This window comes from Lacinutrix sp. MEBiC02595, from assembly GCF_053601555.1.
The window spans coordinates 40,659-58,514 of sequence record NZ_JBSHNU010000184.1 but is presented as its reverse complement, the minus strand read 5'-3'; the positions used below and the strand labels follow the sequence as shown (position 1 = coordinate 58,514).

Annotated in this window: 18 protein-coding genes; 8 read left to right on the top strand and 10 right to left on the bottom strand. The window is 32.7% G+C overall.

The genetic code is table 11. The features are described 5' to 3' along the window. Positions 1-74 precede the first annotated feature (74 nt). The gene (locus ACVCZW_RS04905) at positions 75-1,112 is read left to right on the top strand and encodes an SRPBCC family protein (RefSeq protein ID WP_452231800.1); all 1,038 of its coding nucleotides are present in this window, start codon (positions 75-77) and stop codon (positions 1,110-1,112) included. Between the two features lie 77 nt (positions 1,113-1,189). On the opposite strand, the gene ACVCZW_RS04900 is transcribed toward ACVCZW_RS04905, so the two are convergent. Then, positions 1,190-3,256 (bottom strand): hypothetical protein, encoded by a 2,067-nt coding sequence (locus ACVCZW_RS04900; protein ID WP_452231799.1) that lies wholly within the window; start codon positions 3,254-3,256, stop codon positions 1,190-1,192. 183 nt (positions 3,257-3,439) lie between these two features. Between ACVCZW_RS04900 and crcB the strand changes: the two genes are divergently transcribed. Beyond that, complete coding sequence (gene crcB, locus ACVCZW_RS04895) at positions 3,440-3,805, top strand: fluoride efflux transporter CrcB (protein ID WP_452231798.1); 366 nt, start codon at positions 3,440-3,442, stop codon at positions 3,803-3,805. 180 nt (positions 3,806-3,985) lie between these two features. On the opposite strand, the gene ACVCZW_RS04890 is transcribed toward crcB, so the two are convergent. Next, positions 3,986-4,585: a DUF1684 domain-containing protein gene (locus ACVCZW_RS04890; RefSeq protein WP_452231797.1), complete on the bottom strand. Its 600-nt coding sequence runs from the start codon at positions 4,583-4,585 to the stop codon at positions 3,986-3,988. 279 nt (positions 4,586-4,864) lie between these two features. Here ACVCZW_RS04890 and ACVCZW_RS04885 point away from each other — a divergent pair, with 279 nt between their 5' ends. Beyond that, positions 4,865-6,076, top strand: a complete 1,212-nt coding sequence (locus ACVCZW_RS04885) for an MDR family MFS transporter (protein WP_452231796.1) — start codon at positions 4,865-4,867, stop codon at positions 6,074-6,076. A 44-nt stretch (positions 6,077-6,120) separates the two neighbouring features. Here the strand turns inward: ACVCZW_RS04885 and ACVCZW_RS04880 are convergent, their stop codons facing one another. Beyond that, positions 6,121-6,561, bottom strand: a complete 441-nt coding sequence (locus tag ACVCZW_RS04880; protein WP_452231795.1) for an Lrp/AsnC family transcriptional regulator — start codon at positions 6,559-6,561, stop codon at positions 6,121-6,123. A gap of 118 nt (positions 6,562-6,679) precedes the next feature. On the opposite strand from ACVCZW_RS04880, the gene ACVCZW_RS04875 reads away from it, so the two are divergent. After that, the gene (locus ACVCZW_RS04875) at positions 6,680-7,075 is read left to right on the top strand and encodes a hypothetical protein (protein WP_452231890.1); all 396 of its coding nucleotides are present in this window, start codon (positions 6,680-6,682) and stop codon (positions 7,073-7,075) included. Here the strand turns inward: ACVCZW_RS04875 and ACVCZW_RS04870 are convergent, their stop codons facing one another. The 6 genes from ACVCZW_RS04870 to ACVCZW_RS04845 form a co-directional block, all read right to left on the bottom strand. Then, the gene (locus ACVCZW_RS04870; RefSeq protein ID WP_452231794.1) at positions 7,076-7,690 is read right to left on the bottom strand and encodes a DEAD/DEAH box helicase; all 615 of its coding nucleotides are present in this window, start codon (positions 7,688-7,690) and stop codon (positions 7,076-7,078) included. A 63-nt stretch (positions 7,691-7,753) separates the two neighbouring features. Further along, a complete protein-coding gene (locus ACVCZW_RS04865) occupies positions 7,754-8,293 on the bottom strand; it encodes a sigma-70 family RNA polymerase sigma factor (protein WP_452228932.1) in 540 nt (179 codons plus the stop codon). A gap of 247 nt (positions 8,294-8,540) precedes the next feature. Further along, complete coding sequence (locus ACVCZW_RS04860) at positions 8,541-9,005, bottom strand: RES family NAD+ phosphorylase (protein ID WP_452228933.1); 465 nt, start codon at positions 9,003-9,005, stop codon at positions 8,541-8,543. 10 nt (positions 9,006-9,015) lie between these two features. Then, on the bottom strand, positions 9,016-9,519 hold the full coding sequence (gene parS / locus ACVCZW_RS04855) for a type II RES/Xre toxin-antitoxin system antitoxin (RefSeq protein ID WP_452228934.1): 504 nt from the start codon (positions 9,517-9,519) through the stop codon (positions 9,016-9,018). Between the two features lie 155 nt (positions 9,520-9,674). Further along, positions 9,675-10,148 carry an OsmC family protein gene (locus ACVCZW_RS04850; RefSeq protein ID WP_452231793.1) on the bottom strand — a complete coding sequence of 158 codons (474 nt, stop codon included), beginning with the start codon at positions 10,146-10,148 and terminating at the stop codon, positions 9,675-9,677. A 215-nt stretch (positions 10,149-10,363) separates the two neighbouring features. Then, positions 10,364-13,777: a methylmalonyl-CoA mutase family protein gene (locus ACVCZW_RS04845; protein ID WP_452231792.1), complete on the bottom strand. Its 3,414-nt coding sequence runs from the start codon at positions 13,775-13,777 to the stop codon at positions 10,364-10,366. Positions 13,778-14,066: 289 nt separating this feature from the next. On the opposite strand from ACVCZW_RS04845, the gene purU reads away from it, so the two are divergent. Both purU and ACVCZW_RS04835 read left to right on the top strand, forming a co-directional pair. Continuing rightward, positions 14,067-14,921, top strand: coding sequence for a formyltetrahydrofolate deformylase (purU, locus tag ACVCZW_RS04840; protein WP_452228937.1), 855 nt, complete (start codon positions 14,067-14,069; stop codon positions 14,919-14,921). A 230-nt stretch (positions 14,922-15,151) separates the two neighbouring features. Continuing rightward, positions 15,152-15,856, top strand: a complete 705-nt coding sequence (locus tag ACVCZW_RS04835) for a DUF4197 domain-containing protein (protein WP_452231791.1) — start codon at positions 15,152-15,154, stop codon at positions 15,854-15,856. Between the two features lie 164 nt (positions 15,857-16,020). On the opposite strand, the gene ACVCZW_RS04830 is transcribed toward ACVCZW_RS04835, so the two are convergent. Then, on the bottom strand, positions 16,021-16,341 hold the full coding sequence (locus tag ACVCZW_RS04830; RefSeq protein ID WP_452228939.1) for a winged helix-turn-helix transcriptional regulator: 321 nt from the start codon (positions 16,339-16,341) through the stop codon (positions 16,021-16,023). A gap of 141 nt (positions 16,342-16,482) precedes the next feature. Between ACVCZW_RS04830 and ACVCZW_RS04825 the strand changes: the two genes are divergently transcribed. Continuing rightward, positions 16,483-17,481, top strand: coding sequence for a YhdH/YhfP family quinone oxidoreductase (locus tag ACVCZW_RS04825; protein ID WP_452231790.1), 999 nt, complete (start codon positions 16,483-16,485; stop codon positions 17,479-17,481). Between the two features lie 148 nt (positions 17,482-17,629). Next, complete coding sequence (locus ACVCZW_RS04820) at positions 17,630-17,830, top strand: Lacal_2735 family protein (protein WP_452231789.1); 201 nt, start codon at positions 17,630-17,632, stop codon at positions 17,828-17,830. Positions 17,831-17,856 lie beyond the last annotated feature (26 nt).

The following is a 17,856-nucleotide window of genomic DNA, read 5'->3' as shown; positions in this document are numbered from 1 at the left end:
ATAGCTGTTAATCAGCACCTTTTAAAACTGAAAAATATTTGATTATATTTGGTACTATATCAAATAAACAAATAATGAAAACTTTTAAATACGTTCTCTTTTTACTACTGATTTTAATTGTCGGTTTTTCAGTTTATGTAGCTGTACAACCAAATAGTTATGATGTAAAACGAACCAAATTAATTAAAGCTCCAGTAGCTATGGTTTTCCACCAAATTAACGACTTTAAAAACTGGGAAAATTGGGGGCCGTGGAAAGCAGAAGATCCTGACATGACCATTACCTATCCTGAAAAAACCGCTGGAATTGGAGGGAACTATTCCTGGGAAGGTACAGAAGGACCGGGCTATATGGAAACAGTAGCCGTAACACTAAATAAATCTATAGATCAAAAAATATCTTTTGCCGGCATGGAACCCAATGATGTGTATTGGATTTTTAATGAAGTTGAAAATGGCACAGAAGTAACTTGGGGAATGAAACATGACAAAATGAACTTTATGTTTAAAGCGTTTGCTGTAGCGCAAGGAGGAATGGAAAAAAACCTAGGAATTATGTTTAATAAAGGACTTAATAAACTAGATAGTATAGTAACCGAAGAATTTAAAAAAACACCGAAAGTCGATTATAGATTAGATGACGTTGTTGAAGTCGCTATTCCTGCTCAAAAATTTATAGGGTATAAACAGAATACTACTACCGATTTGTCTCCAGAAGAAATGACCAATCTATTTACCGAATTCATGCCAAAAGCTGGTGCTTATGCCATGCGTAAATTAACTTCCGAAGATTTTATTCCCAGTACCTATTACACCAAATGGGACGAAGAAACTAAAGAAGCAGAATTCTATATTGGTTTATTATTAAAAAAAGAATTAGCTCCGGCACAAGGAATGACTTCTTTTAATGTGCCAGAAGGAAATGCAGTTAAAATTGCAAAATATGGTAATTATGGTTCTGGTGATTATGAAGCACACACTGCCATTGGAAAATATATGCAGGACAATAAATTAGAAATGAACGGAACCTTTGTTTGGGAACTTTATGTTAATGATCCTACAACGGTAAAACCAGAAGATATTCAAACAGATATTTACTATCCTATAAAATAATTCATTCATCCTATTAACAAAATAAAAAAGCAGCTCAATTTGAGCTGCTTTTCTTTTTTAAATTAATTTTTTGGTTGTTAAACCACGTCCTTTAGACAAACAATTTTTCTAATATGTATTGCTGGATATATTCTTTGACTGTCAAGAATTACGCGATGTTTTGCAGTTAAAGTTATTTCCCCACAGTTTTTAGTACTAGAAGTAGCAACACTAAAGGGCTCGTCACTTATTGATGCTGTTCCACTTGCTACAGTAAAACTAGAAGCATCTGTTAAACTAGTATGTAAATGGAACTCTTCTAAATGCGTTTCTTCCACAGAAAAACTTCCCGAAATAGGACTTCCTTTTACAAAATGAGAACATTCACCATAATTAATGATATCCAAAGTTAAACCTGGAATCGTGTTATCCATTTGAATTACTTGGCTATCTGGAGTAGAACCATCTAAATGCTCTAATGTAATTCTTAATAAATCATTATTTCCTGGGTAGAACCTTGCAACAATATTATTTTCATTGTTAGTGGCATCCCCATAATAGGTATATTCATTAGCTGCGTTCGCTGTAGATTCTGAATTATCATCTAATTTAAATGATTTGTTTAGATAATTGCTTTCTCCTGTGGTAAGATTATCTATTCTAATTTTATATTTCTGCCCAGCAAATGCATTTGTTTTGGCTTCTACCATTATTAATCTAGCAAAAGCACAATTATCATAAGCCACTGGAGTATCATAATAATCAAAGAAAATTCCTGGTTTTGTTAAACCATCATTACCAATATCTTCCACTCTAACACCTCCAATAACGGTTAGTTTTGGACCAATACCATGCCATGCATCCATAGGTTTTAATTGAATGTAAGACTCTACAATATTTCCCCAATTAGAGCAATTCCTATCTGTTGGTGGCACATTCCATGACAATACAGCCCGTACTTTTAGAACATTTGGTGTATTACAATTTCTTTTTAAATCTTGAAAATTATAAGGTAAAACTACCGAATAAAACAAGCCTTCACTTGGCATATCATCAATGTCATATACAGCAACAGAAGAGGTTCCCGCGTGAACCCATTCACAATTTTCTTCGGTTTGCACCCAGAAAGACACGTACTCTTTACTTCCGCTACTACAAAGACTTCCGCTATAACCCGAAGATTTTTTCACTTTAACCGTTCCTACTAAAGCTTCTCTATTATAATCTGCTCCAACACAAACTAACTCTTCGTAGTTTGTATTACAATTAAGAGTATTTAAATGAATTAAACTGTCAGATAATGAGATATTGTTCATTTCGAATAAATTTGAAATATCACTAACATTGTTTGTAAACGCAGTATTTTGAATCTTATCCAACAACTTATAACCAAACCGGTATGGTTCAATTTTATCTTTTGCATATAAATTTACAAGAGCATTAAATGGTAAGTCTTTAGGAATAATAGTGTGTTTTGCTTTTTGTAATGCTGAAATGTGTTCCGGCTTATCAAAGGCAATCGTATTTAAGGACAAATTTGGATTTAAGATTGCAGCATGCAACAATTCATCAATCTCTAAAACTGGAAAGTTTGGAATAAAAAATTGTAATGGTGCTATTTGAATTCTAGCATCTTTTTTATCACTCCAAACATAAGTTCCTTTTGTTAAGTTTGGATCGTTTGGCTCTGGAATTGTATTCCAAGCAAGAACAGCTCTTACTAATGGTAAGTTTGGTATTGTACAATATTTCTTTTTCGGATTAATATTCAACCTAACCACATAGCTCATTGGCTTTTCATTTTCTCCTTGACAATCTTTTTTTGTTGGAATGTCATGCACATTTAAACCTACAATTCCCATATCTTCCCAACCAGCACCATCTTGATAGTCTAAATAAAACCGCACATATTCATGTGATCCATTAGCACATAAATCCCCAGAATATCCTGTTGCTCTTTTAATATTTACAGTTGCTGTTAATTGCTTCTTTACCGCGTTATAACCAACACAACCTAAAGATTCAAAAGTGGTGTTTAGCTGTTGTTTAAAAGCACTTAGCGGTGTTTTTAGTTTTAATTTTGAAAGCGTTTTACTTCCAGAGGTTAAATAAGGTCTAAATTCTTGTCTTGCAACCAATAGTTGCTTTTCGCTTAATTTTTCCATGATTTTTTAATTTAAGATATACCTACTCTATTCTTAGGCTTTTCGGATTACGCCTTTAGGCTAAACCAGTGTATTAAGGAGAATGAATTAACGGAATTCAAATTTTAATAATCAAAAACTAAAAAGGTTAACATGTTTTAAAAATTAATTCTATTGTAATTTATTAGGTAGTATATTTGTTAAATGAAGAATTTATTACTCGTATTTGTTGGTGGCGGTTTTGGTAGTGTATTACGTTATATTATTGGAAAGTATTTAAATAATACAGAAAACGGAATTCCGTACGGAACTTTTTTAGCAAACATTTTAGGTAGTTTACTTATTGGATTTATTCTTGGCTATGCACTTAAAAATAATAATCTATCTTCAAACCAAACACTATTACTAGCCACAGGATTTTGTGGTGGTTTTACTACCTTTTCCACCTTTGCTTATGAAAATCATCTGTTTTTAAAATCTGGAGATTTCACTAGTTTCGCTATTTATACCATTGCTAGTTTTGTTTTAGGATTTTTAGCTGTTTTTTCAGGAATGTATTTAGCGAAGTAAAACGGGATTGAAGTTGGAAGACGGAAGATTATAGATTTAAGATGAGCACTGATTACTGAACACTAAAACCACACCAACTCCTCTCTTTAGCTAAAGAGAGGTGATTCCGTTTTAACGGAATCGGAGAGTTTGACCTAAAATGCGAAGCCATTTTCACCTACTGCCACGCAATACTTAAAACTACTTCACAAAAGCCTTCACTCCTGCTTCTATACTTTCATCTACATAATTATTTCTAGGTACAATTGGACAAGAAAACTTTTCATTATACGCACAAAACGGATTGTATGCCTGATTAAAATCAAGCGTTAAAGTATCTCCTTCCGGAATTCGTAAATCAATATATCGTCCGCCACCATAGGTAGTATCGCCATTCGTATTATCTATAAACGGAAGAAATAAATAATCCTCAAAACCTTTTTTTTGCATTAAATCTTGACCTTGGTAAATATCCAAACGATAGTTTTTTCCGTTTAGTTGAAAAAATAAAACCCCATAAACACGCTCTTTAGAAACACGATCTGTAGTTGTTTTCATTTTAAACCATTCCGAATCTGGTGTTCTTTCCAATGTGGCAGTTACCACAAACTTAGCATCAAACTTAAAAAAGTCTAATGTTCTAAAAGCCTTTCTGTCTTTACTTTTTAAAGGCGATTTAGAAGCGTCTTTGAAATCGGCATTCTGTTCTCGTTGCCAATCGGTATCTCCTAATAAAGGCTGTTTTTCTTGAGCACAACTTAAAGCAGATATGAATATAAATAGATAGAATAAATTTTTCATGGTATTATTTTTCGGCTTAAAAATACAACTTCTAATTATTTTGTTTAGCTTTGAACCATCAAATTATAAATAAAAATGAATTTAGTCATTACTAATTATAAGCAATATACCTCTTGTAGAAATGCAGGTTGGGCTACTTATATATTATGATGATATAAATATCAATTAATACAATATTAAAAGTCCAACTTCGTAGTTGGACTTTTTTATTTTAGGTCTAATAACGAAGTACCCTTTTTGCTAATGAAATAAACCAAGAAACCATTAAAACCAACCAACATGAAAAAACTATTACATAACTACATAAATACTTTTAGAGGTCTCTCTACAGAAGTTTGGTGGCTCGCACTGATTACTTTAATTAATAGAGCCGGAACCATGGTTATACCTTTTCTATCTTTATATCTTATAGAAGATTTACACTTTACGTATAAAGATGTAGGATGGATCATGTCTGCTTTTGGTTTAGGTTCTGTCGCTGGATCTTGGTTGGGAGGAAAATTAACAGACAAAATTGGCTATTATAAAGTAATGGTTAGAAGTTTATTGCTCACAGGAATACTATTTGTAGCGCTTCAGTTTTTAAATACTTTTGCCTCTTTATGTGTTGGTATTTTTCTAGTCATGCTAGTTGCAGATATGTTTAGACCTGCAATGTTTGTTGCATTAAGCGCATATAGTAAACCAGAAAATAAAACTAGAAGTGTAACGTTAATTCGTCTTGCCATAAACTTAGGTTTCTCTGCAGGACCAGCTGTTGGCGGACTTATTATAACAAAAATGAATTATAGTGGTTTATTTTGGGTAGATGGTATTACTTGTATTTTAGCAACAATAGTACTTATTCTTGTATTAAACCCTAAAAAAGCTAAAGTACTGGATAATATTATTGTAGAAAATCCAGATTCTGCATATAATGACAAACCTTTCTTAATTTTTCTAGTAGCTATGTTTTTGTTTGGTTTTATTTTTCTACAATACTTTTCTACCATGCCAATTTATTACAGAGAAACGCACATGCTTACCGAATTGCAAATAGGCTTGCTTTTAGGTGCAAACGGCTTTTTTATTTTTCTACTAGAAATGCCTTTAATTAAATGGCTCGAGAACTCGAAATACACGAAATCTGGTTTAATGCTTTTTGGTGTAACATTAACTGCGTTAAGCTTTTTGGTTTTAAATCTAACCACTTGGTCTGGAATATTAATTATTGGAATGTTCTTAATGACCGTTGGCGAAATGATTGCTTTTCCGTTTTCAAATGCCTTTGCAATGCAACGTGCTAAAAAAGGAAATCAAGGAGAATACATGGCCTTATATTCTATAGCATTTTCTATAGCACATATTTTTGGACATAACGCAGGAATGCGATCTGTGGATGGATTTGGTTTTAATAACACCTGGTATATTATGGCTGTACTAGGAAGTGTTTGTGCTTTTTTATTCCTGTTTTTAAAGATCTACATGAAGAATAAAAATAGTGCGCAATAAAATAAAACAAGCTATTAATAAGATTTATATACTACTTCCCGAATTTAAATCTTATTAATAGCATTATTCTTCACTACATGCGAAAGGATAATTTGGGTTTTGCTTTCGCCATACACAATAAGTTGGTCGATAAATGTTTCTAAATGTTTTTGATTTTTTAAAATCACTTCCATTACAATATTTTCATCGCCTGTAATTCTGTAGCAATTAATAACCTCATCAAAGGTTTTTACTTTTTCAAGAAACGGCTTTAGTTTTCCCATAAAAGCACGCAAAGTAATAAGTGCTTTTAGCTGATAACCAACCTCAAAAGGAGAAATTAAGGTGATATGATTTTGAATAATCCCCAAATCTTCCATCTTCTTAATACGCTCGGAAACTGCTGGAGAAGTGATACCAACTTGCCTACCAATTGCCGCATTAGATTGTCGCGAATTTTCCTGCAAACATTTCAATATCTTCCAGTTAAGATTATCTAGGCTCATTTCTAAAGTATTTAATTAAAATAATTTAATTTTTAAAGCAAATATATGGTTTTACTTTAAAATCAAAAGTGTTTAGTGCGATCTTGTGACTAAATTTGATGGAAATCGAAAAAATATCATGTTAGCGCATATTCCATCACATCTTTCAGACTTACCAATATACAAGCAGGCCTTGCATATTTTTCTATTGTCTAGAAGTATATCTACGTATCTAAATCAAGATTTAGCATACTTAAAAGAAGATGGTACCGAAGATGAAAACATTTATTTTTCTGGTGATATTGTACAGCATTCTGTTTCTCTTGCACCTGAAATTATTAATGCAGAAATGGAACGTTTTTCAGATAAAAAGCACAAACATATTGCTTCTGTAAGACAACTTACCAATAGACTATATAGCCATTGTAAGCGCTTAGAAAAATGCAATAGTAATGGTAAGGAGTATATTCCTATTTTAAGAAGAGAACTTAAAGTTTTTAAAAAACTACAAAATAGCTGGATGCTGACTTTGTAATTACTTCCCTTCTACTATATGCGCATTATACATAATAGTATCCTTCAGTTGCTCAAATTTTGGATGCATTTTTTCAGCTAAAAGTACATATTGACATTTTGCTAAACTTTCTGTAACACGCAAAACATCGTTATGGTAATTGTTTCGTATTAAAAATTCTGCATCATCTAAAGCTAATATTTTAAGTTGCCCTAAATGCAAACTATTCATAAAATACAGCTTATTTAAACGTTTTGGTGTTGCTACTAAAACATCTACGCCGTAATAAATTTCTTCGCGTTGTTGATCTAAAGTTTGCTCATCATAAGCTGCATAGACTCTTAAATCCATGTACCTCATATACTTCTCAAACTCCTCTTTTAAATCTAATGCTGCTTGCTTGTCTTTTACAATAACCAATGCTCTAGGAGAGTCTTCAAAAGCTTCTGCTTTTAACTTATGAATGATGGCAATGATTAAAGCTGTCGTTTTACCTGAACCTTTTGGAGCTAACCCATATACATTTGCTCCTCCTTTTATCTTTGGTAATATTTCTTTCTGAAAAGGTAAAGGCGCTTCATAATTTAAGGTTTCTAAAGCTTCTTTTAGTACTGGGTTTAATTTTTTAAAGGACATGCTAAGTAAATTTGTAAGTTGTAAAGCGCAGTAACTCGCCTTAATTTTGCACAAAGGTACGTATTAATGACACATTTTGCAGTCTGCTTTCTCTTTGATTTCTCCAACTAAATAACCTTCTTCATTTATTACAAAGTCACAACAGTCTACAAACCCTTGCGCTATCATTTTACGAGCCCGTTGTATTTGTGACTTCACCGTAGATAATGGCACATGTAGTTGTTCGGCTATTTGCGCTTGTTTTAGTCCTTTTATGTCACTTAAAAACAAGGGATCTCTATACTTTTTAGGTAAGCTTTTAATAATACCTTGCAAACAATCTGCTTCTGTATGTTCTAACTTTTGTTCTTCAAAAATAAAATCTTCTTCTGTGGTTTCATATACTAATTTTTTATTTCTAAAGTAATCTAAAACCGTATGTCTGGCTATTGTAAACAACCAAGACTTCATCTTTTCTTCGTTTTTTAATGTATTTAGCTTTGTGTGTACTTTTATAAAGGTTTCCTGTACTAAATCTTCAGCAATAACGGCATCCTTCACTTTACTTAAAATAAAGAATTTAATATCGTCTGCATGCAATTGCCAAATGTCTTGAGTTTTCATAAGGATATTCTATAAATAACGCTAATCACAGTATAAATTTACTACAATTAGCGTTGTTATTTTCTTCTATTAGTAATAGCTTAACAGTTGCAATTCGTACATGTGCAATTAGCGCAAGTACAATTTTGACAATTTCCTTTGGAGCAACTATCACAGTTGCAAGTACATTCTGTGTTTTTCATGACCTCTATTTTTTAAGTTCATATAGTAGACGAGACAATTTATAAAAAGATGCATGTTTCAACCATTATTTTTTCTGAAAAACCCTAGAGTCGACATCTAAAACTCCTGTTTTTATAATTTTAACTTCTTTAATCAGCGGATGCCTTGGGTTTACCAAAATATTTTTGCTCATTGGTAAAATGGCAGAAGGAACTTCTATTGCTAGACTTTTATTCGCTTTAAGCCAATCTGTCCCATATTGCATAGAATAATTAGAAGGCGGATTTTCACGCCAACTTTCTTCTAGTTCGATTTCTTTTTGCTTCGGAGAAATTAGAAGGTCCGGAATTTCCGCTTCTAAATAACCAAAATCGTTGGTTAAAAATTTAAAATCTATATGCACTAAAATTTCTAAAACAGCCAAGGATAAGCTTTCGGAAAAATAAACCATGGGATACCCTTTTTTATTCCATCTTCCACCATATAATCGTGCTCCTTCTCCAGATACATCTTCTAGATATTGCTTTTTTGCTATTCTGTAAATTTTCAAAAGAATGGTTTTAAGAATAAACACCAAATTCAATACGACCAAGCGTATCTTTAATTAGACTAGTACCAAAACTGGTATCTAGAAAATTTATAGGTTTTTGGTAGTTTAAAACCCGTATTTCACTGTGTAACCATGAAGTAAATGCTTCTAGAGTACCAAGCACTTCGATACCTCTAGAAATCACTTCTGCTATCTCTAAAATTTGTTCTGTAGGATATACATTTAATAACTCTTCATCACTTTTTCGTTGGATGGTACGATGGGAAACATGAATTAATGCACTCATTTTTTCCATAGAAATACCAAGTAGACTGCTTATAGTATGTACTACAGATTTCGGTAAACCTTTACGAGTAATCTCTATGAGATCAAAATCATTAGAAATGGTTTGCCCAACCTGTAAACTACCACCTAAAACACTAATGATTCTATCATATTTGTTTTGCAAATTATAAAAGGCCTCTGGCTCGTTTGCCAAATCTTTTATTGCATTTTCAAGTTTGTAATTTCTCATAACTATGACATTTTACACAAATATACGTATTTTTGTCGTGATTTAATGTTTTTTACTATTTTAACACAACCTAAAGCAAACAAATACAAAGCTTTGCGTTTTTATATTTTTGAAATCCTAAACTAAATTTTGTTTAATAAACTCCAAAAACAACACTACTTTACTTGTATCGTTGCGCGATGAGAGATTGGAAAATTACAGGAATTAGCAATAAAACATAATGCATTTGCTTGCTCATGAAGGCTTTCTGCCTTTTCCACCATTTCCTGTTTACTAACTACAACTACAGGATTTAATTGCATGGAAACAAACTGTCCTTTTCCTTTATTATCCACTTCTAAAACACCTTCTGCTTGATCTTCATAAGCAACTACTTCTATTCCGTTTTGCGAACACACATAAAAATAAGACATCATATGGCAAGAAGAAACAGCACTTAACAGCATATCTTCTGGATTATAAAGTGCATCATCTCCTCTAAAAATTTTTGCAGAAGACACTTGTAAAGGTTCTGATTTTCCTTTTATACTTACTGTGTGATTTCTATTGTAGCTTCTAGCATCTAATGTACTTTCTCCTTTACTAGAAGACCATTGCGTTTTGGCCTTGAAAATATGTTTAAATGCCATGTTCTTTGTTTTTTTATTTAAACGAATAAACCACTTTTCAAAAAACATGAAAAGTGGTTTGTTCTATTTTTTTTTTAGAGATCCCGAAACGAGTTCGGGATAAGTGATTCGCACGCTTTTCATGAAAAATGAAAAGCGGCTCTCTGAGATCCCGAAACGGGTTCGGGATAAGTGATTCGCACGCTTTTCATGAAAAATGAAAAGCGGCTCTCTACTTACATGTTACGTCTATATTGTCCGCCTACTTCAAACAACGACTCCGTAATCTCTCCTAAACTACATACTTTACAAACATCCATCAAGGCTTCAAAGATATTCTCATTGTTAATCGCTTTATGTTGTAAATCTTTTAACAATGCTTCTGTATCATTTGCTTCATGAAGGCTTTCTAAAGTTTTAATTTGAAATTGCTTCTCTTCTTCCGTTGCACGAATAACTTCTTTAGGAATAACGGTTGGAGATCCTTTAGAACTCAAGAAGGTATTTACACCTATAATTGGGAACTTCCCGTTATGTTTTAATGTTTCGTAATATAAACTCTCTTCTTGAATTTTAGAACGTTGGTACATAGTTTCCATAGCACCTAAAACACCACCTCTTTCTGTAATTCTATCAAATTCTAACAACACAGCTTCTTCTACTAAATCGGTTAATTCTTCAATAATGAAAGATCCTTGAATTGGATTTTCATTTTTAGCTAAACCTAATTCTTTATTAATAATTAGTTGAATTGCCATGGCACGTCTAACCGATTCTTCCGTTGGTGTTGTAATCGCTTCATCATACGCATTGGTATGTAACGAGTTACAGTTATCATAAATAGCATACAATGCTTGAAGCGTGGTACGAATATCATTAAAGTCAATTTCCTGCGCGTGTAAGCTTCGTCCGGAAGTTTGAATATGGTATTTCAACATTTGCGCTCTTGCATTTGCACCATATTTATGCTTCATTGCTTTCGCCCAAATTTTTCTTGCTACACGACCAATTACTGCATATTCTGGATCAATTCCGTTAGAGAAAAAGAACGATAGATTTGGACCAAATTTATTGATGTCCATGCCACGACTTAAATAATATTCCACGTACGTGAAACCATTAGATAAAGTCAACGCTAATTGTGTAATTGGGTTTGCTCCTGCTTCTGCAATATGATATCCAGAAATAGAAACCGAATAAAAGTTACGCACATTATTCTCGATAAAATACTCTTGCACATCTCCCATTAAACGCAATGCGAATTCGGTAGAGAAAATACAAGTATTTTGCGCTTGATCTTCTTTTAAAATATCTGCTTGAACGGTTCCTCTAACCTGAGCAATCGTATTCTTTTTAATCTCGGCATACACATCTGCTGGTAATACTTGATCTCCGGTAACACCTAATAGCATCAACCCTAAACCATTATTTCCTTCTGGTAACTCGCCATTATAAAAAGGACGCGTTTTATCTTTATAAATTTTAGCAATTTTAGCTTCCACTTCTTTTTCAAGACCATTCTCTTTAATGTAAAATTCACATTGTTGGTCAATGGCAGCATTCATAAAAAAGCCTAGTAACATTGGAGCAGGACCGTTAATAGTCATACTTACAGAGGTCATTACATTTGCTAAATCGAAACCAGAATACAGTTTTTTAGCATCATCTAAGCAACAAATAGAAACTCCTGCATTACCAATTTTACCGTAAATATCCGGACGTAAATCTGGATCGTTTCCGTAAAGCGTCACACTATCAAAAGCGGTAGACAAACGTTTTGCTGGCAAACCTGCACTTACATAATGAAAACGAGTGTTCGTTCTTTCTGGTCCTCCTTCCCCTGCAAACATACGTGCTGGATCTTCTCCTGTACGTTTAAAAGGATATAAACCAGAAGTATATGGAAATTCTCCTGGTACGTTTTCTTGCAAACTCCATTTTAATAAATCTCCCCAAGCTTGATACTTTGGAAGCGCTATTCTTGGAATTTGTAAATGCGATAATGACTCGGTATGCGTTTCTATTTTAATTTCTTTATCTCTTACTTTGAAGCTATAAATCGGGTTTTTATATTTGTTTACTTTTTCGTCCCAACCGGTAATTACTTCCCAGTTGTACGGATCTAAGTTTAGTTTTACTCTATCAAATTCGCCAACTAATAATCTAACAAAATCTTTATTGTCTTCCGTAGAAGTAATCGATTCTGAAGCAATTCCTGCTTTATCTAAAACTGGTGTGGCATCTAAAACAGATTCTAATGTTTTATAAATTCCGTATAATTTCTGAGCAACTTCCTCTTGTGTTCTTGCTGTTTTATCATACGCACGATTACTCTCTGCAATTTCAGATAAGTAACGCGTTCTAGAAGGAGGAATAACGAAAATCTTCTCGCTCATCTCGTCAGAAATATGGAACGTCGATTTTAAATCGGAAGCTGTTTTTTCTACCAACTTATCCATAATCGCTTTGTACAGCGTATTCATCCCCGGATCATTAAATTGCGAAGCGATGGTACCATAAACAGGTAAATCATCTTGATGCACATCCCAAAGATTATTATTACGCATATATTGTTTTTTCACATCGCGTAACGCATCTAAAGAACCACGTTTATCAAATTTATTGATGGCAACTAAATCGGCAAAATCCAACATGTCGATTTTCTCCAATTGCGTTGCAGCACCAAATTCTGGAGTCATTACATATAATGCAACATCGGAATGCTCCATGATTTCTGTATCTGATTGTCCGATTCCTGAAGTTTCTAAAATAATCAAATCATATTCCGCAGCTTTTAAAACTTGTACTGCTTCATTTACATATTTTGATAATGCTAAATTAGATTGACGAGTAGCCAAACTACGCATATATACTCTTGGCGAATTAATGGCATTCATTCTAATTCGATCTCCTAAAAGCGCTCCTCCTGTTTTACGTTTGGAAGGATCGACGGAAACTAAACCAACTGTTTTTTCTGGAAAATCTACTAAAAAACGACGAACCAATTCATCGACTAAAGAGGATTTTCCAGACCCTCCAGTTCCTGTAATTCCTAAAACCGGTGTTTTAGAATTCTTATTTTTTTTATGAATTTTATCTAAAGTATCTTTTGCAACTTCTGGAAAGTTTTCAGCAGAAGAAATCACTCTAGCAATTGCTCTTGCATTTTTAGATGGTAAAATATCTAATTCCCCATTTAAAACATCACCAATTGCAAAGTCAGATTGCTCTACCAAATCGTTAATCATACCTTGTAATCCCATCGCACGACCGTCATCTGGCGAGTAAATACGTGCAATACCATAATCCATTAATTCTTTAATTTCAGACGGAAGGATTACACCACCACCACCACCAAAAATCTTGATGTGTTCTGCACCTCTTTCTTTTAAAAGATCGTACATATATTTAAAATACTCGTTATGTCCACCTTGGTAAGAAGTTAAACAAATAGCATTTGCATCTTCTTGAATGGCTGTATTTACAACCTCATCTACACTTCTATCGTGACCTAAATGGATCACTTCTACTCCTGTAGATTGAATAATACGACGCATAATATTTATGGATGCATCATGACCGTCAAATAATGCTGCTGCCGTAACTATTCTTACTTTATATTTTGGTTTGTATGGTGTTGCTTGTGTCATCTTATGGTTTCTATTGCTTTTTATTTAAAAGATGTTACACGCATTTCTATCTTTCTATACTTTCAAAAAAAAGAAATGCATGTTTCATTCTTAAAATATAATCTATTTTAGGCTTGCAATTTACGGAATATTCAAAAATATCGCTCTATAATCTGTAATTATCTAAAAGTTAAAAACAAAAAGCCAACCTGAAATTTTTAGAGTAATTTAGTATAACTATTTCGTTATTAGATTTTTACTTTTACAGAAATAAAAATATATAAAATTCTCGCTTTCGCGGAAAACAAACATGAAAAAACTAACCATACTTATAAACTGCAAGGACCAGTCTGGAATCATTGCAACTGTCACTAATTTTATTGCGAATAATAAAGGAAATATTGTTTACATAGATCAGCACGTGGATAGAGAGCAAGATATTTTCTTTATGCGTTTAGAAGGGGAATTTGAAGCAGCCTCTTTTAATACGGAAGCTTTCAAGGAAAATTTCAAGTCTAATTTGGCCGAACAATTTAAAATGAAATGGCGAATATATTCCGCAGAAAACAAACCAAAAATGGCATTATTTGTTTCTAAATATGATCATTGTTTGTATGATATTTTAGGCCGTTATAATTCTGGAGAGCTAGATGTAGATATTCCTTTTATTATCAGTAACCACAATACTTTAAAGCCCATTGCAGATAGCTTTAATATTCCGTTTTATCATATTCCGGTAACCAAAGACACCAAAGCAGAAGCCGAAGAACAGCAATTAAAACTATGTAAAGAATTTGGCATCCACTTTATTGTACTTGCTCGTTATATGCAAATAGTGTCTAGCAAAATAATTAGTCAGTATAACAATAAGGTTATAAATATTCATCATTCGTTTTTACCCGCTTTTGTTGGCGCAAAACCGTATCATTCGGCCTATAAACGAGGTGTTAAAATTATTGGAGCAACCAGTCATTATGTTACTGAGGAATTAGATGCCGGACCAATTATAGAGCAAGATGTCGCTCGTGTTTCCCACACACATGCTATTGAAGACTTAATAGCAAAAGGACGTGATTTAGAAAAAATAGTTTTAGCCAATGCTATTAAACTTCATATTAAAAGAAAGGTAATGGTATATAATAATAAAACGGTTATTTTCTCGTAGTTACTATTTGCGTGAGCGGTTGCAGTGACATCCTTTTTGTTTTTCGCAAAAAGATATAACGGAAAACGCGGTTTTTATTGACATTTTGGTTTCTAGTAAAAATCTTAAGTTACTTTACAATTAGTTTCATTAGTTATTTTGAATGCGTAATTTTAATTTCATATCAAAACAAAATTTCACTAAAAATACGCCATAAGAATAAGTATCTTTACATCCAAAAAATATAAATTATGAAAAAAATATTAGCCTTAGTTATTATTTTAAATTTTACTGCATGCGCAGAATTACAACAAGTAATAGACCAATTACCTGAAGAGGTTGGTTCTCTTTCTGAATCTGAAATTGGCTCTGGTTTGCGAGAAGCGTTAGAACTTGGTATTGACAAACAAGTAACCAAATTAACCCAGAAAGACGGTTTTTTTAAAAATGAATTGGTAAAAATAGTTCTACCTGAAGAATTACAAAAAGTAGACAAAGCACTACGTGATATTGGACTAAGTAGTTTAGCTGATGAAGGGTTAAAAGTATTAAACAGAGCTGCAGAAGACGCGGTAAGTGAAGCGACTCCTATTTTTGTTAATGCGGTTAAAGACATTACTTTTGCTGATGCAAAAAACATTCTACTTGGTAAAAATGATGCTGCGACACAATACTTAACAAGCAAAACGCAAACCGCTTTATACGCTAAATTTAATCCTGTTATTAAAAACTCTTTTAGTAAAGTTGGTGCAGATCAGGTTTGGGCGAATTTAATTAACAAGTATAACGCGATTCCTTTTACAAGTAATGTAAATCCAGACTTAACAGATTATGTTACTGGTGAAGCTTTAAATGGCGTTTATAAAATGATTGCCGTAGAAGAACAAGAAATAAGAAGTAAATCTTCTTCTAGAACTACCGATTTATTACGTAAAGTTTTTGCTATGCAAGATTAGTCTCATCTTACATCCTTCCTAAAGGGAAGAACTTTTAGACTACTCGATTAATTAAACATAAAAAGCCTTTGAAGAAATAATTCTTGAAAGGCTTTTTATTTATTAGTTGTTTGTCGCAACGACACTTCCTTTCGTATTCAATAACTTCAACCAACAAATGAAACTTATAAACTACTAATACTTTCTTCAAAAAGTAAACCGCCTTTATACATTCCTTTCAAAACAGGATGAATTTCATTACCTAATTTTGTTAAACTATATTCTACTCTTGGAGGAACTTCAGGAAATGCTGTTCTATTGATTAATCCATCTACTTCTAATTCTTTTAGCTGTTTGGTAATCATTCGTTCGCTAATATCTGGCATTAATCTCACCAACTCACTATATCTTTTATCGCCTTGAAAAAGATGTAAAATTATAGTTCCTTTCCTTTTTCCTTTAATCGTATTTATAAATGTATCTATTGGACAATAACTTTTTTTCATTTTTTTTTATTCTTAAACGCCTTATAAACAGACAAAACAGCACAAAATGTTCGTATGCGCAAAAAATGTAAGCTCTTGCATATCAGCACATTTTTAACGAAATTTAATGTAAAATTAAGTAAAACAAATAAAAGAACAACTATGAATACGCAAACAACATACAAAGCTTTTAGAGTAGAAGATAATGATGGCAATTATGTTTCTTCCATTAAAGACATGCCTTTTTCTGATTTACCCGAAGGAGAAATACGCATAAAAGTACACTATAGTTCTTTAAACTACAAAGACGCTTTGTCTGCTTCAGGAAATAAAGGAGTAACTAGAAATTACCCGCACACGCCAGGTATTGATGCCGTTGGAACCGTTGTTTCTTCTAAATCGTCTAAATTTAAAGTTTCAGACCAAGTTATTGTAACCAGTTATGATTTAGGAATGAATACGGATGGAGGTTTTGCGCAATACGTGCAAGCACCTGCAGATTGGGCAGTTAAGCTACCAGAAAATCTTTCTATGAAAGAAGCGATGACTATTGGTACAGCCGGATTAACAGCTGGAATGTCTGTATTAAGATTAAGTGAACTTGTAAGACCAGAAGATGGACCAATAGTTGTCTCGGGCGCTACAGGTGGTGTAGGTTCTATGAGTCTCCTGATTTTAAAAAAACTAGGATATAAAACAGTTGCCATTACAGGGAAAGAATCTGAAATTGATTTTTTGAAAAATCTAGGAGCAGATGAAGTTATTATGCGGGAAGATTTCGAGAACATGGATAAAAAACCACTTTTAAAACCACTTTATGCTGGTGGTATAGATACGGTTGGAGGAACAATTCTTCAAAATATTATTAAAGCTACTTTCCCAATGGGAATTGTGACTTGCTGCGGAAATGTTGCATCTCCAAAACTAGATTTAACCGTATTTCCTTTTATATTAAGAGGAGTCACATTAATAGGAATAGATTCTCAAAATTACCCAATGAAATATAGAGAAAAAGTATGGGAGAAATTAGCTAACGAATGGAAAACGGATAGATTAACAGATGCAGCTACAGAAATATCTTTAGGTGATTTAAACGAAAAAATGGCGTTCATGCTAAAAGGAAAATTAAAAGGAAGAACAATAGTCAATTTGAATATATAAAGTACGCCAAGCCTATTATTTTCTACAAGCAAATTAGATTTTTAAAGTTGGATTTAAAAGAATCCTTTTTTTTTGTTAAATTTAATAATACACGTTTAAATTAAATATAAATAATGTATATTTAATTGATTAATAGCACATTACTACAATGAACAACAATGACTTAATAAAAAAGCATCAAAGCAAACTCGATAAGAAATACAAAAACCTTATCGAGCAAGCTTACAATTTAAGGCAAACAGATCACGCATTAAGTGATATTTCTGAATACAGAGCCATTAAACTTCTAGGTAAATTAAACAAGTTAAAATACCTATCTAGAGATACAGCACATTCTGTAATTTCTTAATTTACCTTTTATTTAACCTTTGCTTA